The sequence below is a fragment of the Shewanella sp. FDAARGOS_354 genome (genome assembly GCF_002209245.2).
Classification (GTDB): domain Bacteria; phylum Pseudomonadota; class Gammaproteobacteria; order Enterobacterales; family Shewanellaceae; genus Shewanella; species Shewanella xiamenensis.
Window position 1 is genome coordinate 3,642,087 of sequence record NZ_CP022089.2, and the last position, 26,755, is coordinate 3,668,841.

At 46.4% G+C, this 26,755-nt stretch carries 21 protein-coding genes; 9 read left to right on the top strand and 12 right to left on the bottom strand.

Features of this window, described 5'->3' with window-relative positions; translation table 11 throughout:
* Positions 1-95: 95 nt before the first annotated feature.
* From yidC to rpmH, 4 genes are read right to left on the bottom strand one after another with little or no spacing between them, the layout of a single operon-like run.
* Positions 96-1,721, bottom strand: a complete 1,626-nt coding sequence (gene yidC, locus CEQ32_RS16265) for a membrane protein insertase YidC (protein WP_037429332.1) — start codon at positions 1,719-1,721, stop codon at positions 96-98.
* A 3-nt stretch (positions 1,722-1,724) separates the two neighbouring features.
* Positions 1,725-1,979 carry a membrane protein insertion efficiency factor YidD gene (gene yidD / locus CEQ32_RS16270; RefSeq protein WP_037413461.1) on the bottom strand — a complete coding sequence of 85 codons (255 nt, stop codon included), beginning with the start codon at positions 1,977-1,979 and terminating at the stop codon, positions 1,725-1,727.
* Complete coding sequence (gene rnpA, locus CEQ32_RS16275; RefSeq protein WP_011070422.1) at positions 1,946-2,302, bottom strand: ribonuclease P protein component; 357 nt, start codon at positions 2,300-2,302, stop codon at positions 1,946-1,948. The genes yidD and rnpA overlap by 34 nt, the downstream gene beginning before the upstream one ends.
* 16 nt (positions 2,303-2,318) lie before the next feature.
* Positions 2,319-2,456 (bottom strand): 50S ribosomal protein L34, encoded by a 138-nt coding sequence (gene rpmH, locus CEQ32_RS16280; RefSeq protein ID WP_011070423.1) that lies wholly within the window; start codon positions 2,454-2,456, stop codon positions 2,319-2,321.
* A gap of 445 nt (positions 2,457-2,901) precedes the next feature.
* Between rpmH and dnaA the strand changes: the two genes are divergently transcribed.
* The 4 genes from dnaA to gyrB all read left to right on the top strand — a co-directional run bounded on the left by dnaA (position 2,902) and on the right by gyrB (position 9,083).
* Positions 2,902-4,284: a chromosomal replication initiator protein DnaA gene (dnaA, locus tag CEQ32_RS16285; protein ID WP_037413464.1), complete on the top strand. Its 1,383-nt coding sequence runs from the start codon at positions 2,902-2,904 to the stop codon at positions 4,282-4,284.
* Positions 4,285-4,304: 20 nt separating this feature from the next.
* Complete coding sequence (gene dnaN, locus CEQ32_RS16290) at positions 4,305-5,405, top strand: DNA polymerase III subunit beta (protein WP_088586443.1); 1,101 nt, start codon at positions 4,305-4,307, stop codon at positions 5,403-5,405.
* Positions 5,406-5,566: 161 nt separating this feature from the next.
* A complete protein-coding gene (gene recF, locus CEQ32_RS16295; protein WP_055647930.1) occupies positions 5,567-6,649 on the top strand; it encodes a DNA replication/repair protein RecF in 1,083 nt (360 codons plus the stop codon).
* Positions 6,650-6,665: 16 nt separating this feature from the next.
* The gene (gene gyrB / locus CEQ32_RS16300; protein WP_088586444.1) at positions 6,666-9,083 is read left to right on the top strand and encodes a DNA topoisomerase (ATP-hydrolyzing) subunit B; all 2,418 of its coding nucleotides are present in this window, start codon (positions 6,666-6,668) and stop codon (positions 9,081-9,083) included.
* An 86-nt stretch (positions 9,084-9,169) separates the two neighbouring features.
* Here gyrB and CEQ32_RS16305 read toward each other — a convergent pair whose 3' ends face one another.
* Positions 9,170-9,832, bottom strand: coding sequence for a glutathione S-transferase family protein (locus CEQ32_RS16305; protein ID WP_088586445.1), 663 nt, complete (start codon positions 9,830-9,832; stop codon positions 9,170-9,172).
* 291 nt (positions 9,833-10,123) lie between these two features.
* Between CEQ32_RS16305 and CEQ32_RS16310 the strand changes: the two genes are divergently transcribed.
* On the top strand, positions 10,124-11,167 hold the full coding sequence (locus CEQ32_RS16310) for an HDOD domain-containing protein (RefSeq protein WP_088586446.1): 1,044 nt from the start codon (positions 10,124-10,126) through the stop codon (positions 11,165-11,167).
* 62 nt (positions 11,168-11,229) lie between these two features.
* On the opposite strand, the gene glyS is transcribed toward CEQ32_RS16310, so the two are convergent.
* Entirely contained in the window at positions 11,230-13,296 is a 2,067-nt protein-coding gene (gene glyS, locus CEQ32_RS16315) for a glycine--tRNA ligase subunit beta (RefSeq protein ID WP_088586447.1), read from the bottom strand.
* Positions 13,297-13,305: 9 nt separating this feature from the next.
* Positions 13,306-14,211 carry a glycine--tRNA ligase subunit alpha gene (gene glyQ, locus CEQ32_RS16320; RefSeq protein ID WP_011070431.1) on the bottom strand — a complete coding sequence of 302 codons (906 nt, stop codon included), beginning with the start codon at positions 14,209-14,211 and terminating at the stop codon, positions 13,306-13,308.
* A 118-nt stretch (positions 14,212-14,329) separates the two neighbouring features.
* On the opposite strand from glyQ, the gene CEQ32_RS16325 reads away from it, so the two are divergent.
* Positions 14,330-14,905: a DNA-3-methyladenine glycosylase I gene (locus CEQ32_RS16325; RefSeq protein WP_055647932.1), complete on the top strand. Its 576-nt coding sequence runs from the start codon at positions 14,330-14,332 to the stop codon at positions 14,903-14,905.
* 85 nt (positions 14,906-14,990) lie between these two features.
* On the opposite strand, the gene CEQ32_RS16330 is transcribed toward CEQ32_RS16325, so the two are convergent.
* From CEQ32_RS16330 to fadB, 5 genes are all read right to left on the bottom strand, one after another.
* Positions 14,991-18,179 (bottom strand): amidohydrolase family protein, encoded by a 3,189-nt coding sequence (locus CEQ32_RS16330; protein ID WP_088586448.1) that lies wholly within the window; start codon positions 18,177-18,179, stop codon positions 14,991-14,993.
* A 201-nt stretch (positions 18,180-18,380) separates the two neighbouring features.
* On the bottom strand, positions 18,381-18,818 hold the full coding sequence (locus tag CEQ32_RS16335; RefSeq protein WP_088586449.1) for an MOSC domain-containing protein: 438 nt from the start codon (positions 18,816-18,818) through the stop codon (positions 18,381-18,383).
* A 35-nt stretch (positions 18,819-18,853) separates the two neighbouring features.
* Positions 18,854-19,099, bottom strand: coding sequence for a sulfurtransferase TusA (gene tusA, locus CEQ32_RS16340; RefSeq protein ID WP_023266036.1), 246 nt, complete (start codon positions 19,097-19,099; stop codon positions 18,854-18,856).
* A 391-nt stretch (positions 19,100-19,490) separates the two neighbouring features.
* A complete protein-coding gene (gene fadA, locus CEQ32_RS16345) occupies positions 19,491-20,654 on the bottom strand; it encodes an acetyl-CoA C-acyltransferase FadA (protein WP_037429364.1) in 1,164 nt (387 codons plus the stop codon).
* Positions 20,655-20,676: 22 nt separating this feature from the next.
* Positions 20,677-22,827 (bottom strand): fatty acid oxidation complex subunit alpha FadB, encoded by a 2,151-nt coding sequence (fadB, locus tag CEQ32_RS16350; RefSeq protein WP_055647934.1) that lies wholly within the window; start codon positions 22,825-22,827, stop codon positions 20,677-20,679.
* 443 nt (positions 22,828-23,270) lie between these two features.
* Between fadB and pepQ the strand changes: the two genes are divergently transcribed.
* The 3 genes from pepQ to CEQ32_RS16365 all read left to right on the top strand — a co-directional run bounded on the left by pepQ (position 23,271) and on the right by CEQ32_RS16365 (position 26,755).
* On the top strand, positions 23,271-24,590 hold the full coding sequence (pepQ, locus tag CEQ32_RS16355) for a Xaa-Pro dipeptidase (protein WP_088586450.1): 1,320 nt from the start codon (positions 23,271-23,273) through the stop codon (positions 24,588-24,590).
* Positions 24,591-24,605: 15 nt separating this feature from the next.
* Positions 24,606-25,220: a YigZ family protein gene (locus CEQ32_RS16360; protein ID WP_037429370.1), complete on the top strand. Its 615-nt coding sequence runs from the start codon at positions 24,606-24,608 to the stop codon at positions 25,218-25,220.
* Positions 25,221-25,297: 77 nt separating this feature from the next.
* A complete protein-coding gene (locus CEQ32_RS16365) occupies positions 25,298-26,755 on the top strand; it encodes a TrkH family potassium uptake protein (protein ID WP_037429372.1) in 1,458 nt (485 codons plus the stop codon).

The window sequence follows — 26,755 nt, forward strand, 5'->3', positions numbered from 1 at the left end:
CATTAATATCGATCAAATTATCTAAAGGAAAAGGCGGCCAATGAAGCCGCCTTTTTGAATATGCTGAGCTGTTAGCTCCTATCTAGCGCTTGGGCTTATTTTAAGCCTTTTTTCTCTAGACCTGCATAAATAATCTTCTGCTGGATGATGGCAACAATGTTACCTACTAACCAGTACAGTACCAGACCCGATGGGAACCACAGGAAGAATACGGTAAAGATCACTGGCATCCATTGCATCATCTTCACTTGCATTGGGTCCATTGTCGGTGCGATGGGTTGCATTTTTTGCATCACAAACATGGACACACCCATCAGCAGCGGCAGAATGTAGTATGGATCTTGTACTGATAAGTCGTGGATCCATAACATAAATGGTGCGTGACGCAGCTCGAAGCTCTCTAGCAATACCCAGTATAGGGCAATAAAGATTGGCATCTGTAAAATAATAGGTAAACAGCCACCCATAGGGTTAACTTTTTCCTTCTTATACAGTTCCATCATGGCTTGACCCATCTTTTGACGGTCATCGCCGAAACGCTCTTTTAGTTCCTGCAGTTTTGGCTGTAGGTTACGCATCTTAGCCATTGAGGTGTACTGCGCTTTGGTAAGCGGGAACAGTAAACCACGAACGGTTAAGGTGATCAGGATAATTGCCACACCCCAGTTACCCACAAATGATTGATAGAACATCAATAACCAGTGGATTGGAACGGCTAACCACCAAAGGAAACCGTAATCAACTACTAGGTTTAAGGTATCAGATAACGCAGATAGCGCTTTTTGATCTTTAGGGCCAACATAGAACTGTGAGCTAATTTCTTGCGTTGCACCTGGTGCAATATCATATACCGCGCCACGGAAACCAATGTTCGCTAAACCGCCAGCGCTTACACTCGAGAAAATCGTGTTGCTATCGGTTGCTGGTGGGATCCAAGCTGATACGAAGTAATGTTGCAGCATCGCCGCCCAACCACCGAGAGTCGGTTGATTGAGGTTGCTCTTGCTCATATCTTCAAACTTGTACTTTTCGTAACGTACATCTTGAGTCGAAAACGCGGCGCCACGGTAAGTTGGCATCATCATGCTGCTTTCAGATGGCTTGATGGTCTGTTTAATCTGACCGTACATCTGAACTTGCAATGGAGCAGCTGAGGTGTTGTTGATTTTGTAATCGATATCAACATTAAACTTGCCACGATGGAATACAAACACTTTTGTGTAAGTCACACCGTTATCAGCCACATAGGTCAGTGGTACTTCTAAGGTGTCTTGGCCATCGGCTAAGGTAAATTCAGTTTTGCTGGCGGCAAATGCGGCGCGACCTTTAGCACTGCTATCGATACCATCACGGCCAATTAGGCCACTCTGAGCGATATAAGTGTAATCTTTGGTTTGCTCAAGCAAAACAAATGGCTGGTCTTTACCCTGTTCCAATTTATGTGAAACCAGTGCAGCAAAAACAATATCACCACCCACAGGGTTGATTTGCACATCGAGCTGATCGGTTTTAACCGTGATTAGATTTTGCGTCGCAGCGACTGCTGCTGGCACACCAGTATCCGCTTCTGGAACATCAGCACTGTGATTAGTGGTCGCATTCGCCACTACAGACGATTCGGTTGCAACGGGTTTTGGAGCTTTGTCTGCTTGCCACTGTTGCCACAGCAAAAAGCTGACAAACAGTAGTCCTATTAGCAATATATTGCGTTGAGATTCCATAGCCTATTTATTACACCTGTCATTTTTAGGGGGGACGGGATCACTACCGCCGGGATGCAAAGGGTGACATTTTAATATGCGTTTCAATGCAAACCAACAACCTTTCGCGGTTCCGTGCACTTTTATTGCCTCAATGGCGTAATGAGAGCAAGTGGGATTGAAACGACATCGAGGTCCCAAGATTGGGCTGATGAAGATTTGATAGCCACGAATAAACGTGGTTGCTAGCCATTGTAGCGGCGACTGAGTTTGCGCCATAGCTTTTCTATCAACTTGTTGAGTTCGGCATTTTCCATTTCCATCACCCCATTTCTAACCAGCACAACAATATCAAGATGAGGAATATTGTGTTGATTGAGGCGAAAACTATCTCTGATCACTCGCTTAATGCGATTTCGCTGATTGGCACGTTTTACGTAGCGTTTAGCAACAGTAAGACCCAGACGCGGATGTTGTTCCGAATTAGGAATGGCAAGCAAGGTTATTTCAGCAGAAGATGCTTTGATGGGATTGGAAAATACAGATTTAAATTGCGCGGGAGTTAGCAAGCGTAACTCCCGCGTAAAGGTATAGCTAGTCAACTAGTTATCCACTTAATTAAGCAGATAAACGAGCGCGACCTTTCGCACGACGACGTGCAAGCACCTTACGGCCGCCTGCAGTAGCCATACGAGCGCGGAAGCCGTGAGAACGCTTGCGCTTCAGGTTGCTAGGTTGAAAAGTACGTTTACTCATGATGGCAATCCGTCTTTGTTATTAGTGAACATATCCTTATCTCCACGAATAGAGGTAAGGGTAAAAAAGAGGCCGAATTGTAATCACTTTACTTGTCCCCGTCAACAACGAAAGTCAGCAAGTGGGTTATTTCTGCCAGCGTATCCTTAGATCAACTCCCCCCACACACTATAAGATGTGGATAACTCTGTGTATGGACACTACATCTAGTAGTTAAGAGGAACTGTTAACAGATCAAAGGGGCGCCATTATAGATCAATCTGGATCGCTTAATAAAGCGGGATTTTCCCTATTTGTTGAATAAAAGGATCGAATTTGATCTTTGATGATCGAGGATGCTGACAAAGAATGATCTTGTTGGGGATAATTATTTTTTAAGGATAGCGATCCTTGAGATCTCGCTATAGAATACACCTCTTTTTGATGATCTTTTGGGGATAACTTAGTGGCGGTTTCACTTTGGCAACAATGTATCGGAAGACTGCAAGATGAGCTTTCTGCTCAGCAGTTCAGTATGTGGATCAGACCGTTACAAGCCGAAATGGATGGAGATACTTTGGTGTTATATGCGCCTAACCGCTTCGTGCTCGATTGGGTTAGGGATAAGTACATCAATATCATTAATCAGTTTTTTACTGAGCAAATGGGTAATGATGCGCCTAAGCTACGCTTCGATATCGGTAGTCGTCCGTCCGCGAAAAAGCCAGAACCTGCGCCCGTCGCAGCAGTGCGCGTACCCAATCCCCAAACTAAGGCTTCTGTTGGTACATCATTTAATACCACCGAGCCTGTGACTAACACTAACCATCGCAGCAATATCAATCCAACTTATCAATTCGATAACTTCGTTGAGGGTAAGTCAAACCAACTTGGTAAAGCGGCTGCATTGCAAGTAGCTGAAAATCCAGGCGGTGCATATAACCCACTATTCTTATATGGTGGAACTGGTCTAGGTAAGACTCACTTGTTGCACGCTGTCGGTAACGGGATCATTAAAAATAATCCCAATGCTAAAGTGGTTTATATGCATTCCGAGCGTTTTGTGCAAGACATGGTCAAAGCGCTGCAAAACAATGCGATCGAAGAATTCAAACGCTATTACCGCAGTGTCGATGCACTGTTTATCGACGATATTCAATTTTTTGCCAATAAAGACCGATCCCAAGAAGAATTTTTCCATACCTTTAACGCACTGCTTGAAGGTAACCATCAGATCATCCTGACATCGGATCGTTATCCAAAAGAGATCGACGGGGTAGAGGACAGATTAAAATCCCGCTTTGGTTGGGGCTTAACAGTTGCTATTGAACCGCCAGAGCTTGAAACTCGCGTGGCAATTTTGATGCGCAAAGCGCAAGAGAGCGGTATTAACCTGCCTGATGAAGTGGCCTTTTTTATTGCTAAGCGCTTACGTTCAAACGTACGCGAGTTAGAAGGGGCGTTAAACCGCGTGATCGCCAACGCTAACTTTACCGGTCGCCCAATAACGATTGATTTTGTGCGTGAAGCACTACGTGACCTCTTGGCACTGCAGGAAAAATTAGTCACTATAGACAACATTCAGAAAACCGTAGCTGAATACTACAAAATCAAGATGGCTGATATGTTGTCTAAGCGTCGTTCGCGCAGTGTTGCGCGCCCAAGACAAGTGGCCATGGCGTTATCCAAAGAATTAACTAACCAGAGCTTGCCGGAAATTGGTGATGCCTTTGGTGGTCGAGATCACACCACAGTGTTACATGCCTGTCGTAAGATTGCTCAGCTACGGGAAGAGAGTCACGACATTAAAGAAGATTATGCTAACTTGATTAGAACCTTATCTTCTTAAAATCAAGGAATTTGGACACTATGAAATTTTCAATTGATAGGGACGCCCTATTAAAGCCGCTTCAATTGGTTTGTGGTGCGGTAGAAAGACGCCATAACTTGCCTATTTTGGCAAATCTCCTTGTAGAAGTTAGTGGTCACTCACTCAAATTAACAGGTACTGACCTTGAAGTTGAGTTAGTCGGTCAGGCGGTTATTCATGGTGATATCGAAGAAGGTCGAACTACAGTTCCTGCTAAGAAGCTGTTAGATATCGTTAAATCTTTGCCTGAGCAAAGCGAGCTTAAGGTCGAGCAGCAAGATAACAAGTGGTTGTTACGCTCTGGCCGTAGTCGTTTCTCGCTGGCAACCCTGCCCGCAGAAGAATACCCCAACGTGGAAGCCTTTCAGGCGGAAATCGAATTCACCCTTAAGCAAGGCGTGCTGAAGTCGTTGATTGATGCGACCCAGTTTTCGATGGCGAACCAAGACGTTCGTTACTATCTGAATGGTTTATTGCTCGAAACCGAAGGTAATGTGCTGCGCGCCATTGCTACCGACGGTCACCGCTTAGCCTTAAGTCACAGAACCATAGATGCACAATTACCTGAAAAACAAGTGATCGTGCCCCGTAAAGGCGTGATGGAAATGGCGCGTTTGTTGGAAGTCGATGATTTAGATATCGCAATTGCCATTGGTGATAATGCGATTCGCGCGACCACCAGCACCACAGTCTTTACCAGCAAATTAGTCGATGGTCGCTTCCCCGATTATCGCCGCGTGTTACCTAAGGGCGGTGATAAAATCGTTATCGCCAGCCGTAACCACTTCAAGCAAGCTTTAACGCGCGCTTCTATTTTATCGAATGAGAAGTTTCGTGGTGTACGCATTCAGTTAGAAGCGGGATTACTGAAAATCACCGCTAATAACCCAGAGCAAGAAGAAGCGGAAGAAATCATCGATGTGGATTACAACAATCAGCCACTCGAAATTGGTTTCAACGTCAGTTACTTATTGGACGTGCTCAACAACCTTAAGTCCGATGATGTGCGTATCACTTTAATCGATGGTAACTCGAGTGCTTTATTGGAAAACCACTTGGAAGAAGATTCCATGTATGTGGTTATGCCAATGCGCTTATAGTCATCCTATTTCTACGCAGTGCCATACGCCGCTTTTTAGCGGCGTATATGTCTTCAGACCTTACCCCTTGTTGCCTTATTAACTCTAATGGATGTGAATTGCGGTATGATAACAGTCCTGAGTCTTGGCCAGAGCCGTCGATGCGGTTTGATGAGTAACGCATGAGCCTTATCCGTCTTAATATTGATTCTTTTCGCAATATTCAATTGGCGCAACTGAGCCCGAGTGAAGGGATTAATCTGATCTATGGTCAAAATGGCAGTGGCAAAACCAGTATTCTTGAGGCGATTTACTTTCTCGGGATGGGGCGTTCGTTTCGCAGCCACTTATCCCAGCGAGTCATCAATAATGACCAAGACAAACTAACCCTGTTTGCGACCTTAAATTTACCCCGCGGCGACAGTAAAATCGGTCTGCGGCGTTTTCGCAGTGGCGAAACCGAAGTCAAAATTGACGGCGAAAAGGTCAAACGGCTATCGACTTTAGCTGAAACCTTGCCCATACAAGTCATCACGCCAGAAAGCTTTTCGTTATTGTTTGAAGGTCCAAAATCCCGCAGGCAATTTATTGATTGGGGGGCCTTTCATTCTGACCCACAGTTTTATACGGCGTGGGCGAATGTGAGGCGAGTTCTTAAACAACGAAATCAATTGCTTAGAAATAATTCTCCCTATGATCAAATCCAATATTGGGATCGGGAGTTTGTCCGTTATACCGAGCAGGTCACCGAAATACGAAACCGTTATGTAGACTCGTTAAATGAGCTACTTAAGGGTATAATCGAGGAGTTTTTACCGCAGGTGAATGTTAAGGTTTCATTTACCCGCGGCTGGGATAGCAAAACGGATTTTGCACAACTTCTCGAATCACAATATCCCAGAGATTTGGCTACGGGTCATACCGTCAGCGGTCCCCATAAAGCTGACTTAAGACTTCGTGTAGGCACTTTGCCGGCGCAGGATGCCCTGTCCCGTGGTCAATTGAAATTATTAGTCTGTGCACTGCGTATTGCACAGGGAAAGTTGCTCAAACAACAAATAGATAAACACAGTATTTATCTTGTGGATGATCTTCCATCCGAGTTGGATGCACAGCATAGGCAGCTATTGCTGAAACAGCTAGTGGACACTGGTGCACAAGTGTTTGTGACCGCCATTGAGCCAGCAGCAATAGTCGATTCGTTACACACGCCTCCCAGTAGGATGTTCCATGTGGAACACGGACGTGTAACGGTAATTGAATAACCATTGAGAGAATAATATGTCAGAGAATAGTTACGATTCTTCGAGTATTAAGGTCCTTAAGGGCCTTGATGCAGTACGTAAGAGACCTGGGATGTATATTGGTGACACCGACGACGGTACGGGTCTACATCATATGGTGTTCGAAGTAGTCGATAACTCTATCGATGAAGCCTTAGCGGGCCATTGTACTGATATCACAATTACTATCCATGTGGATGGTTCGGTTTCTGTTAAGGATGATGGCCGTGGTATTCCGGTCTCTATCCATGAAGAAGAAGGTGTATCGGCCGCAGAAGTTATCATGACGGTACTGCATGCTGGTGGTAAATTCGACGATAACTCCTATAAAGTGTCAGGTGGTCTGCACGGTGTGGGTGTGTCGGTGGTCAACGCGCTTTCTAAAAAGCTGCAATTAACCATTCGCCGCGATGGTAAAGTCCACGAGCAGTTTTACACCCATGGTGTACCTGATGCGCCAATCAAAGAGATTGGTGATGCAACTAAAACGGGTACCGAAATCCGTTTCTGGCCAAGTGAGCAAACTTTCAGTGATGTTGAGTTTCACTTTGAAATCCTGGCTAAACGGGTGCGAGAACTATCGTTCCTTAACTCTGGTGTGGGGATTCGCTTAGTCGACGAGCGTGATAATAAAAACGAATTCTTTAAATACGAAGGCGGTATCAGCGCATTCGTTGATTACTTGAACCGTAATAAAACGCCGGTAAACAAAGATGTATTCCACTTTATGCAGGAGCGTGACGACGGCATTACCGTTGAAGTGGCGATGCAGTGGAACGATGGTTACCAAGAAAACATATTCTGTTTTACCAACAACATCCCGCAGCGTGACGGTGGTACTCACTTAGCCGGTTTCCGTAGTGCGTTGACACGTAACCTCAACAACTACATGGAAAACGAAGGTTATAACAAGAAAGGCAAAACCAACGCGACTGGCGATGACGCCCGCGAAGGTTTAACGGCTGTTATCTCGGTTAAAGTGCCCGATCCTAAGTTCAGCTCGCAAACCAAAGACAAGCTAGTGTCTAGCGAAGTTAAAGCCGCGGTTGAACAAACCATGGGTGAAAAGCTAAACGACTATCTGCTTGAAAATCCTGCCGATGCTAAGTTAATCGTTGGTAAGATTGTGGATGCGGCTCGTGCCCGTGAAGCGGCGCGTAAAGCCCGTGAAATGACCCGTCGTAAAGGCGCGCTCGATTTAGGTGGTTTGCCTGGTAAGCTGGCGGATTGCCAAGAGAAAGACCCTGGTCTTTCAGAAATCTACATAGTGGAAGGGGACTCTGCTGGCGGTAGTGCTAAGCAGGGACGCAATCGTAAGAATCAAGCGATTCTGCCACTGAAAGGTAAAATCTTAAACGTTGAGAAAGCTCGTTTCGATAAAATGCTTTCCTCTCAAGAGGTTGCAACACTAATCACCGCACTTGGCTGTGGTATTGGTCGTGATGAATACAACCCCGATAAGACTCGCTACCACAACATTATCATCATGACGGATGCTGACGTCGACGGCTCGCACATTCGTACCTTGCTGTTGACCTTCTTCTTCCGCCAAATGCCTGAACTGATTGAGCGTGGTTATGTGTATATTGCTCAGCCGCCTTTATTCAAAGTGAAGAAAGGTAAGCAAGAACAATATCTGAAAGACGAAGCGGCACTGACTCAGTATCTGACCACTCAAGCGTTAGATGGAACCAGCATTTATCCATCTCAAGGTGCGCCAGGTATGTCGGGTGAGCCATTAGAGCGTTTAGTGACGCAATACCGCGAAGTAGAAGCGATTGTTGCCCGTTTAGAGCAACGTTATCCAACCCATATCACTAATCGGATGCTTTACCACCCAATGATCAGCAATGAGATGTTGGCCGATGAAGCTAAGATGAAGGAATGGATAGACGCCTTTATCCATGAGTTGGTGGAATTAGAAAACAGCGGCGTGCTGTATTCTGGTGAGCCTGTACTCGATCCTGAGCGTAAAGTGTATCTGCCAAAGATCACCATTCGTAAACATGGTATCGACACGCATTACCTATTTAGCTATGACTTCTTCCAATCAATGGATTATCAACGTATTGCTAAGTTAGGTGCAGCCCTAGAAGGCTTGATTGAAGTCGGTGGTTATGTGCAACGTGGCGACCGAGTGAAAGAAGTTGGTAGCTTCATTGAAGCACTAGATTGGACTATTTCTGAAGCTAAACGTGGTTTATATATCCAACGTTATAAAGGATTGGGTGAGATGAACCCTGAGCAATTGTGGGAAACCACAATGGATCCTGAATCACGGCGTATGCTGCAAGTGACCATTGATGACGCCGTCGGCGCAGACCAATTGTTTACTTGCTTGATGGGCGATCAAGTAGAACCTCGTCGTGAGTTTATTGAAGCCAACGCGCTGAACGTAGCTAACTTAGACGTTTAATATCTAAACGTTTAATATCGTTTTTTACAGACTAAAGTGATTGATAAGAAGGGAAAGCTTTGCTTTCCCTTTTCTTTTGCAAAAAATTACCTATCAACACCCGCCTCATCAGCTTTGACAATTTCAGTCTCCGCTTTTGCGGCAGTTATCCAAGCCTGCATTTCTGGCTGGCTCACAATAAATTCCATATACGCTCGGCTCGCTTGCGAGACTTCAATCTCATAGGTAAAGAAGCGCATTACCACTGGTGCAAACATCATATCGGCGATTGACCACTGGCCAAATAACCAAGTGCCCTGATTTTTGGATGGGGTAAACTCAGTCATTTGCTGAGACCAAATGCTGTCGATCCGAGCAATATCTTGCTGAACCGCGGGGTTAAGCTCGACATATCGACGGGCACGGATATTCATAGGCAGGGCATTTCGCAGGGCATGAAAGCCTGAATGCATTTCACAGGCGAGGGAACGAGCTTTGGCTTTTTGTTTTGGCTCTTGTGGCCATGCAGCGCCTGAAAGATAACAATCATTGATATATTCACAAATCGACAGTGAATCCCAAACGGTAATGTCACCATCGACCAGTGTTGGTACTTTTAGCGTTGGTGAAATAGATTGGAGTTGCTGGTAGAAGCTATCGGTATCGAGTTGTAATAGCACTTCATCGAACTTAACGCCTGATTTCGCAGCCATTAACCAAGCTCGGAGCGACCAGCTAGAGTAGTTTTTATTGCCGATATAGAGTTTCATAAGCGCCTTCCAATTTTGAGTCGTGCTAATCACTATACATTATGTTTGTTTTTCACCGAGCGGTTAAGTTGTTGCATACTCATTTCAGCCATTAAAATTGCTCACGCTATCAAGCTAAATTGGACTATGGTTTCACGTGAAACAATTCGACTTGGTAACCTTATCTTAAGTTTGGCAACATATACTCAAGCTGCACATAATACTGATAGTGGCTGCTCTAGCATATCAATTACAATGGACGGATAATGTAATACTGGCTCAGTAAACACAGCTTTCATAGGTTGGAATATTTTGATTAAGTCCATATTCAACAAAATTTTTAATATCCGTGAACAAGCAACACTTGAGCGACCTAAAAGCTTTAGTCAGACCGATCTCAGCAAACCTATAACGACAGCGTTACCTAAAAAACGTGTAGAAGAGCAATGTGATACTTCGATGAGTATTGACTTAGCGGCGCTGTTTTATAGTTTGTTATTCCCCGCCAGAACCAAAGATGCTGGTGGCGTTGCTAATAACCTTGAACGGCGAGTAATGGCTGAAATAGAGCTCGCCTTAGCATCGCCACAAGTGATAGCAGAAAAGGTGCTTAAGCTTCCCTCTAAGGTATTGGAGTTAGACCGTAAGTTAGCTGATCCACAGTTTGATACTAAAGACTTGTTGGCGTTAATCGAGCAAGATCCCTTACTGAGTGTCGAAGTGCTTAAGTTGTGTAACTCACCGGCCTTTAAGCGTGGCGAGCGGGAAGTGACTAGCTTGCAGCAAGCTTTAGTACAACTTGGCCGTGAACAGTTACGTTGCTTTGTGACTAGCTGCCTAGTGCGTGAGATGCTAGATATTAAACCCATTTATTTTCGGCGTTTTGGCGCTGAGATTTGGCGTCATTCAATGCAGGTGGCCTTTTTAACTAGCGAGCTGAGTGAAGAAGATAGGGACACCGCATTCCTATTAGGATTACTGCATGATGTGGGTAAGCTCGCCATCTTCAAAATGTTGCTTGATGCTTTTGTGCAAGCAGAGCCTGGTGAGCAGCCAAATTCTTGGTTATTCCGACAAGTGATGACGGCCAAATCACTTACCTTAAGTGCGTTATTAGCAAGATATTGGCAGTTGCCCAGTATTTTTGAAGCTGAACTGGATAAACTTGCCCACGTACATACCCGGCCGCATGAGGGGATTGCCGCAGTGGTTTGGCGCGCGAATATCATCAGTGAGATTTCGATGCTGCAGCAAGCGGGTAAATTGCCTGCAGACATGCTGAGTAACTTGTTAGCCTTGGTTGGACTCGATCAAGTTCAATTTGAGGCGTTGCATGAAAAACTCCAGCAATTTTAATAAATTGCAGTCAATAAAAAACGCGCTATCAGCGCGTTTTTTATTGGCACCTAACGTGCGACTTACTGAAGCAGAGAAATATCCGCTACATGTAAGAATTGCTCACGTAGGTTATTTAGCAGGGCTAAACGGTTGTTTTTCAGGGCTTCGTCATCCGCCATAACCATCACGTCTTCGAAGAACTGGTCAACACTTTCACGTAAGCTCGACAGCAGTGTCAATGCCTGTTGGTAATCAGCATTTGCAAACAGCGGAGCGAGTTGAGGTTGCAGTTCGGCAAGCTTAGCGGCTAATGCTTGTTCTGCGGTTTCGGCTAACAGAGCCGAATTAATTGCTGTAGGTAATTCGCCTTCCACTTTCGCCAGAATGTTAGACACACGCTTATTCGCCGCTGCCAGTGCGCTAGAAGCTTCTAAGCTTCTGAAGTGTGATACCGCATTGATACGGCTATCAAAATCAGCTGGGCGAGTTGGGCGGCGTGCTAATACGGCGAGGATCACGTCAACATCGATACCTTTATCTTGGTACCAAGCACGGAAACGTGCCATTAAGAACTCAAGCACTTCATCGCTTGCATTCGCGTTGCTTAAGTTAGTGCCATGGAGTTCTTGAGCCTTAGCAATCAGCGTCACTAAGTCCAGTGGCAGCTTGTTCTCAACGATAATGCGTAGCACACCGATAGCGGCGCGGCGCAGTGCGAATGGGTCGGCAGCGCCCTTAGGTGCCTGACCGATACCGAAGATACCCACTAAGGTGTCGAGTTTATCCGCTAAGGCTACTGCGCAAGATACTGCTGCTGTCGGAACCGTATCGCCAGAAAACTTTGGCTTATATTGCTCTTCCATGGCCAAGGCTACGGCTTCAGTTTCACCGTCTAGGCGGGCGTAATGCATGCCCATAGTGCCTTGAGTATCGGTAAATTCCATCACCATATTGGTCATTAAGTCTGTTTTAGACAATAAACCTGCGCGGGCGGCATCAACGGCGTTAGCGCCAGTTTGCTCGGCAATAAAGGCGGCTAGGGCAGAGATACGAGTCACTTTGTCTTTTAAGGTGCCGAGCTGTTGCTGGAACAACACAGTCTCAAGGCTTGGCAAACGTGATTCTAGTGTGTGCTTCTTATCGGTATTAAAGAAAAACTCGGCATCGGCCAAGCGTGGACGAACCACTTTCTCATTACCAGCAATGATTTGCGCCGGATCTTTTGATTCGATGTTCGCGACAAAGATGAAGTTTGGCAGTAACTTGCCCGCATCATCGAATACTGGGAAGTATTTCTGATCGCCCTTCATCGTATAAACCAAGGCTTCTGAAGGCACGTTTAAGAACTTCTCTTCAAAGCTTGCGGTTAACACGACTGGCCATTCAACTAAAGAGGTGACTTCTTCCAGCAGGTCGTCTTCGATATCGGCGGTGCCACCAATCTTAGCGGCCGCTTTTTCAGCATCGGCTTTGATTAAGGCTTTACGGCTTTCGTAATCGGCGATGACTTTACCTTCTTCTTTCAGTCGCGTCAGGTAGTTGTCTGCATGGTCAAGTTCGAAGCCTGTCCCCATAAAACGGTGACCACGAACATTACGTGCCGATTTAATGCCTAGCAATTCACCTTCGATTAACTCACTGCCTAACAGCATGGTAGCGGTGTGAACCGGGCGAATAAATTGTGTCTTGCTGCTTCCCCAGCGCATTGGCTTAGGAATGGGTAACTTATCCAGCGCACGTTGTGCCATCGCTGCGATTAAGCTCTTGGTTTCAACGCCTTCGACTTTGGCGTTATAAACCAGCCATTCACCTTTATCGGTCACCAAACGCTCAGCTTGGTCAACGGTAATACCGTTACCACGTGCCCAGCCTTCTGCGGCTTTCGTTGGTTTACCTTCGGCATCAAAAGCTGAACTCACAGCTGGGCCGCGTTTTTCAACGATTTTGTCCGCTTGAGCAATAGCCAGTTCAGTCACATTAATGGCGAGACGACGGGGCGCAGCGTACCAAACAGCTGATTTAAAAGCTAAATCGGCTTTGATTAATTCTTCGGTAAAGTTCGCTAAGAAAGACTCAGCCAGTTTACGCAGCGCCTTTGGTGGCAGTTCTTCGGTGCCTAACTCGATGAGTAAGTTTTCAAAATTCATGTGTTACCTCTACTTACACATTGGGAAGCCAAGCGCTTCGCGTGCCTGATAATAGGATTCAGCAACGGCTTTAGCCATTGTACGAACGCGCAGGATATAACGCTGACGTTCAGTCACTGAAATGGCGTGGCGTGCATCGAGCAGGTTGAAGGCGTGCGAGGCTTTCATCACTTGCTCATAGGCTGGCAGAGGTAATGGTTTTTCAAGCGACAATAAGTGCTGACACATTTTTTCGCATTGATCGAACAGGGCAAACATAAAGTCGACGTCTGCGTGCTCAAAGTTATAGGTCGATTGCTCAACTTCGTTTTGGTGGAACACATCACCGTAGGTGATGCGACCCATTGGACCATCGGTCCATACGAGGTCGTACACGCTATCCACACCTTGGATATACATGGCGAGACGCTCTAAACCGTAGGTAATCTCACCCGTGACAGGGCTACACTCTAAGCCGCCGACTTGTTGGAAGTAAGTAAACTGAGTCACTTCCATGCCGTTTAACCAGACTTCCCAACCTAGACCCCAAGCGCCTAGCGTTGGTGATTCCCAGTTGTCTTCCACAAAACGGATATCATGGATTTGTGTATCAATACCTAGAGCTTGCAGAGAACCTAAATAGAGTTCTTGGATATTATCCGGTGACGGTTTTAACACGACTTGGAATTGGTAGTAGTGCTGCAGACGGTTTGGGTTTTCACCGTAACGGCCGTCGGTAGGGCGGCGCGATGGCTGCACATAAGCACTGCTCATTGGCTCAGGCCCTAGAGAGCGTAGGAAAGTTTGTGGGTGGAATGTACCCGCACCGACTTCCATATCTAAAGGTTGAACGATTGCACAGCCTTGCTGCGCCCAATATTCCTGTAGGGTTAGAATGAAACCCTGAAATGTTTTTACGTCGTGTTTCGTCGTCATGTCTACTTGTCTACTGCCGTCAGCTTGAATAGAAAATGGTTTCGATTATACCTTGTAGATCTCTGCTTATGTAGGTTATTTTTTACCTTCTTTGTTAAAACGTTAAGGTAGATAGGCCATGGAAGAAATCCGCTGTAATTGGGTCAGCGATGATCCCTTGTATCGTGAGTACCACGATAAAGTGTGGGGACGCCCAGTTTATGATTCGAAGGAGTTGTTTGCCAAGCTCTGTTTAGATGGCCAACAAGCCGGGTTGTCTTGGATTACTATCTTAAAGAAGCAGCAAAACTACGAACAAGCTTTTGCGGATTTTGAGCCGACAGTCATTGCCACTTTCGACGACGCTAAGGTTGAAGAGTTGATGAACAATCCAGGTATTGTGCGTAATCGCCTTAAGATCCATTCGATTATTCGTAATGCAAAAGGCTATTTAGCCTACACTGCGGATGGCAAAGATTTTTCTGAATTTCTGTGGAGCTTTGTTGGTGGTAAGCCTAAGGTTAATCAGTTTACTTCCATGTCGCAGGTGCCTGTGCAAACACCTGAGTCTGAGGCAATGTCCAAGGCGTTAAAAAAACTCGGCTTTAACTTTGTTGGCCCAACGATTTGTTATGCTTTTATGCAGGCTGTGGGAATGGTGAACGATCATCTAGTTGATTGCATCGCCTATGATGCTTGCTGTGGCGGCAAATAAGTACTTATTTTATTGAGCTAAAAATCCAAAATAAAAAGGCATGTTCCACGTGGAACATGCCTTTTGTTATTTCACCTTGTTGAGATTAGATTTTCTCGAAGAAGAAAGGCTTACGCTGTTGTTTGCTGCCATTGAGTTGGTTCATCGACTCAGCATCAAACAACTTACCATTGACCATAGTATAAGTGACTTTATCTGTGACGCGAATATCCGCTAATGGATCGCCATCAATAACGATTAAATCTGCAAGCTTACCTGTCTTTATCGAGCCAAGTTGATGCTCTAGGCCGAAGGTGGTGGCTGGGTTAATGGTCGCAGTTTTGAGTACATCCATATTGCTCATGCCGCCTTGGGCGAACATCCACATTTCCCAATGGGCGGCTAAACCCTCACGTTGACCGTGGGCGCCAATATTTGGATGAATGCCTAATTTATTAAACTCATTCGCCACTTTAGCAACGTTAAAATGATTGTAGTGACCGTCTGGTGCATGGGGGCGACGCATAGAGCGAGCCTGCAAAATATCGCTTGGCACATACATAGACAAACGTGGATGGGCCCACACATCGGTCTTATCATACCAATAGTTTTCACCCGAAATACCGCCGTAGGCGACGACCAAGGTTGGAGTGTAACCGACCTTAGTTTGGCCCCAGAACTGTTTAATATCGTTATAAATATTTGCCACGGGTAACGAGTGTTCTACGGTTGTATGGCCATCGGCAACCATGGTCAGGTTATGTTGCAGTAAGCTGCCACCCTCTGGCACGACCATCATTTCGAGTTCACGAGCTGCAGCGATAACCTGTTGTCTTTGATTGCGACGCGGTTGGTTGTAGCTCTTAACGCTAAAGGCACCAACTTTTTTGAGTCGCTCTAAATGGAATTTTGCATCATCGAGTGAGTCGATATGCGAGGTGTATCCGGGTGCATTTGCGCCGTAGAGAATTGTTCCAGTGGAGAAAATCCGCGGGCCAACGATATTACCAGCTTTTTGTTGCTCAGAAGCGGCAAAGATTTCAGTGGTATCGTTCGATGGATCATGGATGGTCGTCACGCCTAGGGATAATCCAGAGTAGAGCGCCCAGTTTTGTTGGGGCACTATTTCATCATCGGCCTGGGCGCCATGGGCGTGAGCGTCAAACAAACCGGGCATAATGGATTTGCCGCTTATATCGATAACTTGTGCATCCTTTGGAATTGCCGTGTTAGCGTCGCCAACAGCAACAATATGATTGTCTTTGACGATCACGACTCCCTTATCGATGACTTGGTCATTTTCCATGGTGATCACTTTACCGCCGACAAAGGCGACTGTTCCACGTGGAACATCAGCTTTTTCAGTAAAGCCTAAATTGATAATGCTTGGCTTAGTTTGCGCGTTCTTTTTAAGATACTGCGAATCAACATCGGCTTGGTACAGTTCTGGGCCAAGAGTCCAATAGAGTTGATTACTCTTGCTATTCCAACTGATACTTTCGCCGGCTCGCACACTTAACTGAGTGACTGGAAGATTGCTGGCGTTAGGGCCGATTTCAACGGTTTCACCATGTTTAGCAAAGGGCGTCACCCAAACTTTAAAGCGCTCGGCAAAGGCGAGCTGTTTACCGTCGGGTGAGACTCTAAATTCGGTTGCATGTTTACTGCTGTAGTGAACGCGCTTATCAAACCCATCCAAGTTAATAGAGGCAAGCTGCGGTGTGTCATCTTCACCACTATTCATAAAAAATATGCGATCGGCTGAGGCTCCGAATTGTGCTTGATAGCCTTCTGCGGAGATTTTCTTATTTTGTTTGGTTTTTAAATCGACCTTGTACAGACCTGGTTCCTGCGACCAAGTTCGAGGTGTGAGATGGCCGCCTTGGGTTTTACGATACACCACAAGTTCGCCATCGGGAGAAAAGGTGGGCTCGACGTATTTTCCTGGCTCAGTGGTAAGTTGTTTCGCTTTGCCACCTTTAGCGCTGATCACTTGTACTGTGCCTTGGTCTTGGTCATTCCAAGTTGTGAAGACAATATTTTTGCCATCACGCGACCACTGGGGATAGAGTTCTTCGATATTGTTATCTAACTCGGTTAAGCGCGACATCTTGCCATCGGGAAGTGTCTTCAACCAGATTTTACCCAATGCTTCGAAGGCGACCTTACTGCCATCCGGTGAAACTTGTGCCATTCGCAGCATTTTTACATCGAATACATCTTTATCAATATCTTGTTTAAAGCGTACTGAAGGCTGAACGTCTAATTGGGTTTTTACAGAAAATGGAATATCGGTGACCGTTTTATTAGCAACGTTGAGGCGGTTAATTTTGCCCTTAGCCCAGAAGAAGATGTCTTTGTTGTCTGGAGTCCATGCCATCGTCGGGTAAACACCATGGATTGCCCAAGTCTCTTGCATATCGCGGTCTAAATCACCGAACAGTTTAGTGGTTTCACCGGATTTCAAATCAAGCAAATATAAGGATGATTGGAAATCATCACGCTTGATGTAGGCCAGTTTGGTGCCATCAGGGCTTGGGGTTGGGCGAATGGCTCCGCCAGTCCCTTCGATCAGAATTTCGATATCACCTGTTTTAGTATCGTAACGCTTGATTTTATAGATGCCGTTTACTGAGTCTTTGGAATAATGGAAGGTTTTTCCTGGGGTGTCATCTTGACTGAAATAGATATAGCGACCATCGGGTGAATAGGCGGGTTCACCTAAGTCTTTCTCATCATTTGGGCGTTCGGTGAGTTTTACACCTTCGCCACCTGCTACATGGTAGAGCCAGACTTCGCCGGCACCTAAACTACGACTGGCGGTAAAATGTTTACGACCCACTAAATATTGCGAATCAGGGCTCCACGCTGGGCTGTTGAGTAAGCGAAAAGTTTCTGATGTGACGGTGCGTGGATTGCTGCCATCGGCATCCATAATCCAAATATTGTCACCACCATCCGCATCCGAGGTAAAGGCGATGTGTTTACCATCAGGGCTATAAACTGGCTGCATTTGCCAGGCTATGCCTTGTGCTAATGGTTTAGCTTCGCCACCCGTGACTGGGATTTTATAAATATCACCGAGTAAATCGAATACTAAATGTTTGCCGTCTGGACTGACACTGATGTTCATCCAAGTGCCTTCGGTTACATCTATTGCCACTTTTTCTAGCGGGGCATTGGCTGGCGCATTGACGTCCCAACTCGTTTTTTGGGCGTCTGCTGCCTGTACAGCGTGGGAGTTAAGGCCAAGCATCAGGGCGATATAAAGCGGGGTCAGTGTAGGTCTAAACATGCTATATCCTGTTATCGTTATTTTAGGGTGTGGTTGTTATCAAATAAGATAAACATTTGTAAATGCTGTGTAGGTTATCGCACAAATATCCCGTAAGGAAAACGGAAATACTGTTTCAATTAATGACCGAGGAAGGCTGCTAGATGATTGGCGTAGGGGGCAATGGGAGAGTAATAGGATTACTCTCCGAGGTGAAGTTGTTTAGTCGCGAGTTACTGGGTCACCGAGATGGATCATTGCGTCATTGAGGACGCGGCAGGTTACGCCGCCACGCCAATCTGGAGTGAGGGCTAATTCTAATCCTGGGTGCGCCATTTCCATCTTACTGCATGGATCGGTTTCGCCGGTAATTTCTAAGCTTAAATCACCGATGCGCAATTGTTTGCCCACATCAGCAGGACTAAAACTTAATCCATCTACTAATAGATTGGCGCGGCGAATCGTCCAGACTAAATCCGCATTTATGCTTTGACAGGCTGCTTGCCACTGCTGCACTGAAAGAACGGTCACTTGTCGTTTGCCTGGACGACCAAATACATCCTTTTCAACACCGCTGTGCTGAGTGACATTAGCACACAACACTTCTTTCATTGGGCCACGTTTTACGGTTTTGTAGGCAATAGCAACTAGTTTCGGCATTTCTGATGTCCTTATCCTAATGTCGATGTTGGGACTTAGAGTCCCTTTTTAATCAAATATTGATAGGGTGTTTGGTTGGTTTCACTGGCGATCAGTGTGTGATCCATAAACTCACAAAAACTGGGAATATCACGGGTAGTAGCAGGATCATCCGCGATGATAAGCAGTGTTTCTCCTTGAGCCATTTGTCTTACCGTTTTACGCACCATCATTACTGGTTCTGGGCAGCGCAAACCAAGAGCATCCAGTTTGTGTTGTGCGGTTGAGAAAACGTCGTTCATATGACCTCGACTGAACGGTTAAACAGAATTGGCTAATGTTACTCCAGTGGTTTGGATAAACCAAGTTGGCGGCCTGATTTTGTGATGCAACGGGTAATTGGTTTTACTCCATTTTATTTATCCGAGAGTCGGGATTAGTGAGATGTTTCACGTGGAACAATGTTATTTCGTGATCCCTAATCTTTCTCAAATGCTTGAGAATGGGAACTCTTCATCATAAAAAATACGGGACTTTTATAGCTGCTATAAAATCGAGATAATCTAACTTTAAGCGTTTTTGGCTTAGCAACTTTATCATCGACGTTTTAGCGTGGCATTATTTCACAATGATTTTAAAGCTGCATAAAAAAGCCGGAACTGAGTCCGGCTTTGAAGGGAGAATCGTTAAGGATTAAACGCGTTCGAAAACGGTTGCAATACCTTGGCCTAAACCGATACACATAGTGGCTAAACCTAAGGTCGCATCTTTGTGTTCCATCAGGTTGATCAGCGTCGTTGAAATACGCGCGCCAGAACAACCCAGTGGGTGACCTAGTGCAATTGCGCCGCCGTTGAGGTTGATTTTGTCATCAACCACATCTGCTAAACCTAAATCTTTCACACAAGGTAAAGACTGAGCAGCAAAGGCTTCGTTCAGTTCAATCACATCTAAGTCGGCAACGGTAATACCGGCGCGAGCAAGTGCTTTTTGCGTGGCTGGTACTGGGCCGTAACCCATAATTGCCGCATCACAACCTGCAACCGCCATAGAGCGAATACGTGCACGAATTGGTAAGCCAAGTGCGCGTGCTTTAGATTCTTCCATTATCAACATGGCCGAAGCGCCGTCGGATAAGGCTGATGATGTTCCCGCAGTCACAGTACCGTTTGCAGGATCGAATACCGGGCGCAGTGCTGCTAACGATTCCATGGTCGTTTCTGGGCGAATCACTTCGTCGTGCAGTACTTTAATCAGTGCACCGTTAGCATCATGGCCTTCGATGCCATAGATTTCCTTGGCAAAACGGCCTTCAACTGTGGCTGCGTAAGCGCGTTGGTGTGAACGAACAGCAAAGGCATCCTGCTGCTCACGGGTGATGCCGTGGAGCTTGCCGAGCATTTCTGCGGTTAAGCCCATCATGCCGGAGGCTTTAGCGACGTTATTGGCTAAACCGGGGTGGAAGTCCACACCATGGTTCATCGGCACATGGCCCATATGCTCAACACCACCGATGATAAAGGTGTCGCCCATACCGGTCATAATTGCGCGAGCGGCTTGGTGGATGGCTTCCATTGAAGAACCACATAGGCGGTTCACTGTCACGGCGCCAGCCGTTTTCGGGATACCTGCCAGCAATGATGCGTTACGGGCAATGTTGAAGCCTTGCTCTAGGGTTTGCTGCACGCAGCCCCAAATAACGTCTTCAATCGTATTGGGATCTAATTGCGGGTTACGCAGTAATAGACCTTTCATTAATTCGGCAGAGAGTGTTTCTGCACGTACATTACGGAACACCCCAGCCTTAGAGCGGCCCATAGGCGTACGAATGCAATCTACGATAACAGCTTGTTTCATAATTAAATTCCTTTCCCGCTAATTAGGCTTGGTAGTAGCTACCGTTGTTGGCTGCAAGGGCGCGCATGGCGTCGGTGACTTGATACAAACCACCTAAGTGAGCGTATTTGTCAGCTAAGGCGACAAAGTTGGCTACGCCCATAGTATCTAAGTAACGGAACACACCACCACGGAATGGTGGGAAGCCTAAACCGTAGACTAAGCCCATATCCGCTTCGGCAGGTGATGCCACAATGCCTTCTTCTAAACAGCGAACGGTTTCGATAATCATTGGGATCATAGTGCGGGCGATGATTTCATCCGCATCGAATGCTTTTTGTTCACCAAAGGCAGCCTTTAGCAGCTCGTAGCTGGTTGGGTCGACGTCTTTCTTTGGCTTACCGCGGCTATCCACAGAGTAAGCGTAGAAGCCTTTGCCATTCTTCTGACCGAGACGTTTGTTCTCGAACATCACGTCAATCGCGTCATTGCCAGTTTTGCCCATACGATCGGGGAAGCCTTCGGCCATTACCGCTTGCGCGTGGTGACCTGTGTCTAGGCCGACAACGTCTAGCAGGTAAGCAGGGCCCATTGGCCAGCCGAATTGTTTTTCCATCACTTTATCGATAGCGGCAAAGTCGCCACCCTCGGCGAGCAGGCCGTTAAAGCCAGCAAAATAAGGGAAGAGTACACGGTTAACGAAGAAACCTGGGCAATCATTTACAACGATTGGGGTTTTACCCATTTTGCTGGCGTAGGCGACAACAGATGCGATGGTTTCTTCTGAGCTGTGCTCGCCACGAATAACTTCAACCAATGGCATTTTGTGCACTGGATTGAAGAAGTGCATACCGCAGAAACGCTCAGGTTTTTTCATGCTCTTGGCGAGCAGGTTGATTGAAATGGTTGACGTGTTAGAGGCGATAATCGCATCTTCACTCACGTATTGTTCAACTTCCGCCAGTACTTGTGCCTTCACTTTTGGATGCTCAACAACGGCTTCAACAACCACGTCAGCATGTTTCACTGGTGCATAGTCTAAGGCTGGAGTGATGTTGTTCAGCACTTTAGCCATTTTTTCTGGGGTAGAGCGGCCGCGAGCAACTTGCGCAGATAACAGTTTTGCGGCTTCGCCTAAACCTAAATCTAATGCAGGTTGAGCGATATCCTTCATCACGATTGGCGTGCCTTTGCTGGCGCTTTGGTAAGCGATACCGCCACCCATGATACCAGCACCTAATACGGCGGCACTTTTCACATCTTTAGCGAGCTTGCCCGCTTTCTTAGCCTTACCTTTTACTAATTGGTCATTCAAGAAGATACCGATCAACGCTTTGGCTACATCGGTTTTCGCTAACTTGATAAATGCTTGATGCTCAATTTGCAGCGCTTCGGCTCGGCCTTTGGTCGCCGCTTGCTCAACTACATTTACCGCCGCCATTGGTGCAGGATAATGTTTGCCAGCGACAGAGAAAACCATACCTTTAGCGGTTGTGAAAGACATCATGGCTTCGAGTTTTGGTAAGGTCAGTGGTGACATCTTACGTTGGCGACGGGCTTGCCAATCAAGCTTTTCTGCAACCGCGTCTTTAAGCATTTGAATGGCGGCAGCTTCTAAAGCCTCTGGCGCAACAACGGCGTCAACCGCGCCTACTTTTAAGGCATCTTCTGGACGTTGATCTTTACCCGTGGTGATCCACTCAAGAGCGTTATCTGCACCAATCACACGTGGTAAACGCACTGTGCCACCAAAGCCTGGGATAATACCTAGTTTGGTTTCGGGTAGACCGATTTTGGCTGTGGTGTCGGCGATACGGAAATCCGTTGCCAGAATAATTTCACAACCACCGCCTAAGGCAAAACCTTTAATCGCTGAAGCGGTTGGGAAAGGTAAATCTTCAAGTTTATTGAATACGGCATTGGCCTGTTCAACCCAAGAGAGTAGTACTGAATCATCTTGTGCGAATAAGCCTAAAAATTCAGTAATGTCGGCACCCACGATAAAGGTATCTTTACCTGAGGTCAGCACTAAAGCCTGAATGTTTGATTGTTGTTTAATGCTATCTAATGCGGCATCGAGTGAGGCGAGTGTTTCTCTGTCGAATTTGTTCACCGAACCGGGTGCGTTAAAGCACAGCTTGGCAATATTATCCTCGAGTAACTCAACCTGAATTGTAGGACTTTGGTAGATCATTGCTTGCTTCCTTTTGGCTTAAAAGTGATACCCACCATTATTTGTTGGTGTTAGTACGACTCTCTATCTCACAGCAGCTTCGGCCATCATTTGACCAGTTGTGTGCCAGTGTGCTTCGAAATTCGATAAATTACAACACCCAATTTAAACGACTGTTTAATTTCTTGTCGGCTAGAGTGAATTTTAAGCTTTGTGATACACTGCACAAAGTGTAGAAGTGCCAGATTACGCTAAAGGGTACGTGGTGGGAATTTGTACTTTAGCGGTATTGCTCGCTGGCTAAATGGATAATTTTATTTTTAGAATTAGAAGCATAGGCTTAAACTGAGAATTTGCTAACCTGCTAAGTAATAGGGCATACGCGAAGGAAAACACTGAGCCTTTAGGGCTCTGTCAGATTTGCGGTTTTTTTATTAACTATCGTTCATTACAGGATATGACACATGGATCACTTGGCTCATCACTATCATGCCCACATCGCCGAGCTTAATCGTCGAGTCGCTGAAATTGTATCGCGTGAAGCATTATCAGGTTTAGTGATCCACTCGGGTCAGCCACATCGAATGTTTTTGGACGACATTAATTATCCTTTTAAAGCCAATCCCCATTTCAAGGCTTGGTTACCTGTGCTGGATAACCCTAACTGTTGGTTAGTGGTGAATGGGCGCGATAAGCCGCAACTGATTTTTTATCGCCCAGTGGATTTTTGGCATAAGGTGTCGGACGTGCCGGAGATGTTTTGGACCGAGCATTTTGAGATCAAGTTACTCACTAAGGCCGATAAAGTTGCCGAGCTATTGCCTAGCGATATCGCCAACTGGGCGTATTTGGGTGAGCATTTAGATGTGGCTGAGGTGCTGGGTTTCACCAGTCGCAATCCTGACTCTGTGATGAGCTACCTGCATTTCCACCGTACTACTAAAACCGAATATGAACTCGAATGTATGCGCCGTGCCAACCAGATTGCGGTGCAAGGGCATTTAGCTGCTAAAAATGCCTTCTATAACGGTGCGAGCGAGTTTGAAATTCAGCAGCAGTATTTATCAGCCGTGGGACAGGGCGAGAACGAAGTGCCCTACGGTAATATCATAGCCTTAAATCAAAATGCGGCGATTTTGCATTACACCGCGCTTGAGCATCAAAATCCGGTGCGCCGCTTATCTTTTTTAATCGATGCGGGTGCCAGTTACTTTGGCTATGCGTCGGATATCACTCGTACCTATGCGTTTGAGAAGAATCGTTTCGACGAATTAATCACTGCCATGAATAAGGCGCAGCTCGAACTGATTGATATGATGCGTCCGGGTGTGCGTTATCCCGATTTACACTTGACGACCCATGGCAAAGTCGCGCAAATGCTGTTGGATTTTGAGCTAGCCACGGGCGATGCCCAGGGCTTAGTCGACCAAGGCATAACCAGCGCCTTCTTCCCTCATGGACTCGGCCATATGTTAGGCTTGCAAGTGCATGATGTGGGCGGTTTTTCCTTCGATGAGCGTGGTACCCATATTCCGGCACCAGAAGCCCATCCGTTCCTGCGTTGCACCCGCATTTTGGCACCAAACCAAGTGCTTACGATGGAGCCAGGATTATACATTATCGACACTTTACTCAATGAGCTAAAACAAGATAGCCGTGGTCAGCAGATCAATTGGCGCACCGTTGATGAGCTGCGACCTTTTGGCGGCATTCGTATCGAAGATAATGTGATTGTGCATCAGGATCGAAACGAAAATATGACCCGCGAACTGGGCTTAGCGTGATTTTAGGGAGAGCGAGTGCTCGAAAGTTATCTGATACCGAGTGAAAATGTGCAGATAGAAGAAGAGATAAAGCATAGCCGCTTTATCTCTTTTCTATTTCATTGCACAAGTTTAGAACAGCTGAAGTTAGTACTTACTGACATAAAGCGAGATTATCCCGGCGCCAGCCATTACTGCTATGCCTTTATTGCTGGAGCGCCCAACGACAGCATTGCCATCGGTTCGAGTGACGATGGTGAGCCAGCGGGCAGCGCTGGTCGTCCAATGCTCGCAGTATTACAAGGCGCGAATCTCGGTGAAGTCGGTGCCGTGGTGGTGCGTTTCTATGGCGGTACTAAGTTAGGTGTGGGCGGTTTAGTGCGTGCCTATACTTCGGGATTACGCCAAGGTTTAGGGCAATTGCCGACGCGATTGAAGCAATTACGTTATCCAGCCAAACTGCATTGTGATTACACCCAATTAAGGGATGTCGAACATTTATTACAACAGTTAGAAGCGGTGATCATCGATAAGCAATTTGCCGAAGCCGTTGATATCCATTTTGAAATAGGCAAACAGCAACAGGGTATATTGAATGAATCACTGGCAACGTTGAGTCAGGGTAGCCTGCGAGCAGAGTTTGAGCTGTGATGCCTGCGTAAATTATGCCAAAATATGCAAAATGCTGAAAATACCTTTGCAGCCAATGGAATAATTGAACACGCGGAATGCAATACAAAACCATAATAAGAATCATAGGCCTGCTAATCGGCCTGTTCTCCATCACTATGCTGCCGCCAGCCTTAATCGCCATTTGGTATAACGATGGCGGTGGTACTGCGTTTATTCAGGCATTTTTTGTTAGCTTATTTATCGGTTTTTGGCTCTGGTATCCTAATCGTCGCTGCAAAGAGGAATTACGAACTCGCGAGGGTTTCCTGATCGTAGTTTTGTTCTGGACAGTGCTTGGCTCCATCGGTGCCTTACCCTTTATCTTCTCAAGCCAACCCGATCTCAGCTGGACCGATAGTTTCTTCGAATCATTCTCCGCACTAACTACCACAGGAGCCACCGTTATTGTCGGACTGGACTCCTTACCTAAGGCCATTCTGTTTTATCGACATATGCTGCAATGGCTCGGCGGTATGGGGATCATTGTTCTAGCTGTGGCGATTCTGCCTGTGCTTGGAGTTGGGGGCATGCAGCTGTATCGCGCCGAGATTCCAGGGCCTGTGAAGGACAGTAAGATGACGCCGAGGATTGCCGAAACGGCTAAGGCGTTATGGTACATCTATCTACTGCTAACCATCACCTGTGCTGGCGCCTATTGGCTGGCGGGGATGAGCGTATTCGATGCCGTGTGTCACTCGTTTTCGACCATCGCCATCGGGGGCTTTTCGACCCACGATGCCAGTATGGGCTACTTTAACAGCCCTGTAATCAATCTGATTTGCGTATTCTTTTTGATAGTCTCTGCAGTGAACTTTAGCGTGCACTTTGCGGCATTTTCGCGCCGCGGGATCAATTTTAGAGTCTATTTTCGAGACACTGAGTTCAAGATGCTGGTGGCAATTCAGTTGGTGCTGACGGCGATTTGCTTCTTAACCCTTTATCACTCAGGGATTTATGACTCGCCAGAAGAAACCTTAGATCACGCCTTATTCCAAGCGGTTTCGGTGGCGACAACTGCTGGCTTTGGTACTGAAAGTTTCCATATGTGGCCGCTTTTCCTGCCGATTCTGTTGATCTTCTCAAGCTTTATCGGTGGGTGTGGTGGTTCAACTGCGGGCGGGATAAAGGTGATCCGAGTTATCCTGCTGCTGTTGCAAGGTTCTCGTGAACTTAAGCGCTTGGTTCACCCTAAGGCGATGTTCTCAATTCGTATTGGCTCCAAGGCGTTACCAGATCGTGTCGTCGATGCAGTATGGGGATTTTTCTCTGCCTACGCTTTAGTTTTCGTACTGTGTATGTTGGCGCTAATGGCCATGGGGCTGGACGATATTACGGCCTTTAGTGCCACCGCTGCCTGTTTAAATAACCTTGGCCCAGGGCTTGGGGAAGTGGCGAGTAACTATGCCAGTATCGGTGATGGCGCCAAATGGGTGCTGGTGGTGGCCATGTTATTTGGTCGCCTCGAAGTCTTTACCTTGTTGATTTTGTTCACGCCAACTTTCTGGAAGGATTGA

Excerpts from the sequence above, each read along its gene's own strand:
- yidC (WP_037429332.1), bottom strand. The coding sequence starts at position 1,721 with ATGGAATCTCAACGCAATATATTGCTAATAGGACTACTGTTTGTCAGC.
- yidD (WP_037413461.1), bottom strand. The coding sequence starts at position 1,979 with ATGGCGCAAACTCAGTCGCCGCTACAATGGCTAGCAACCACGTTTATT.
- rpmH (WP_011070423.1), bottom strand. The coding sequence starts at position 2,456 with ATGAGTAAACGTACTTTTCAACCTAGCAACCTGAAGCGCAAGCGTTCT.
- dnaN (WP_088586443.1), top strand. The coding sequence starts at position 4,305 with ATGAAATTTTCAATTGATAGGGACGCCCTATTAAAGCCGCTTCAATTG.
- recF (WP_055647930.1), top strand. The coding sequence starts at position 5,567 with ATGAGCCTTATCCGTCTTAATATTGATTCTTTTCGCAATATTCAATTG.
- gyrB (WP_088586444.1), top strand. The coding sequence starts at position 6,666 with ATGTCAGAGAATAGTTACGATTCTTCGAGTATTAAGGTCCTTAAGGGC.
- CEQ32_RS16305 (WP_088586445.1), bottom strand. The coding sequence starts at position 9,832 with ATGAAACTCTATATCGGCAATAAAAACTACTCTAGCTGGTCGCTCCGA.
- glyS (WP_088586447.1), bottom strand. The coding sequence starts at position 13,296 with ATGAATTTTGAAAACTTACTCATCGAGTTAGGCACCGAAGAACTGCCA.
- glyQ (WP_011070431.1), bottom strand. The coding sequence starts at position 14,211 with ATGACGACGAAACACGACGTAAAAACATTTCAGGGTTTCATTCTAACC.
- CEQ32_RS16325 (WP_055647932.1), top strand. The coding sequence starts at position 14,330 with ATGGAAGAAATCCGCTGTAATTGGGTCAGCGATGATCCCTTGTATCGT.
- CEQ32_RS16330 (WP_088586448.1), bottom strand. The coding sequence starts at position 18,179 with ATGTTTAGACCTACACTGACCCCGCTTTATATCGCCCTGATGCTTGGC.
- CEQ32_RS16335 (WP_088586449.1), bottom strand. The coding sequence starts at position 18,818 with ATGCCGAAACTAGTTGCTATTGCCTACAAAACCGTAAAACGTGGCCCA.
- tusA (WP_023266036.1), bottom strand. The coding sequence starts at position 19,099 with ATGAACGACGTTTTCTCAACCGCACAACACAAACTGGATGCTCTTGGT.
- fadA (WP_037429364.1), bottom strand. The coding sequence starts at position 20,654 with ATGAAACAAGCTGTTATCGTAGATTGCATTCGTACGCCTATGGGCCGC.
- fadB (WP_055647934.1), bottom strand. The coding sequence starts at position 22,827 with ATGATCTACCAAAGTCCTACAATTCAGGTTGAGTTACTCGAGGATAAT.
- pepQ (WP_088586450.1), top strand. The coding sequence starts at position 23,271 with ATGGATCACTTGGCTCATCACTATCATGCCCACATCGCCGAGCTTAAT.
- CEQ32_RS16365 (WP_037429372.1), top strand. The coding sequence starts at position 25,298 with ATGCAATACAAAACCATAATAAGAATCATAGGCCTGCTAATCGGCCTG.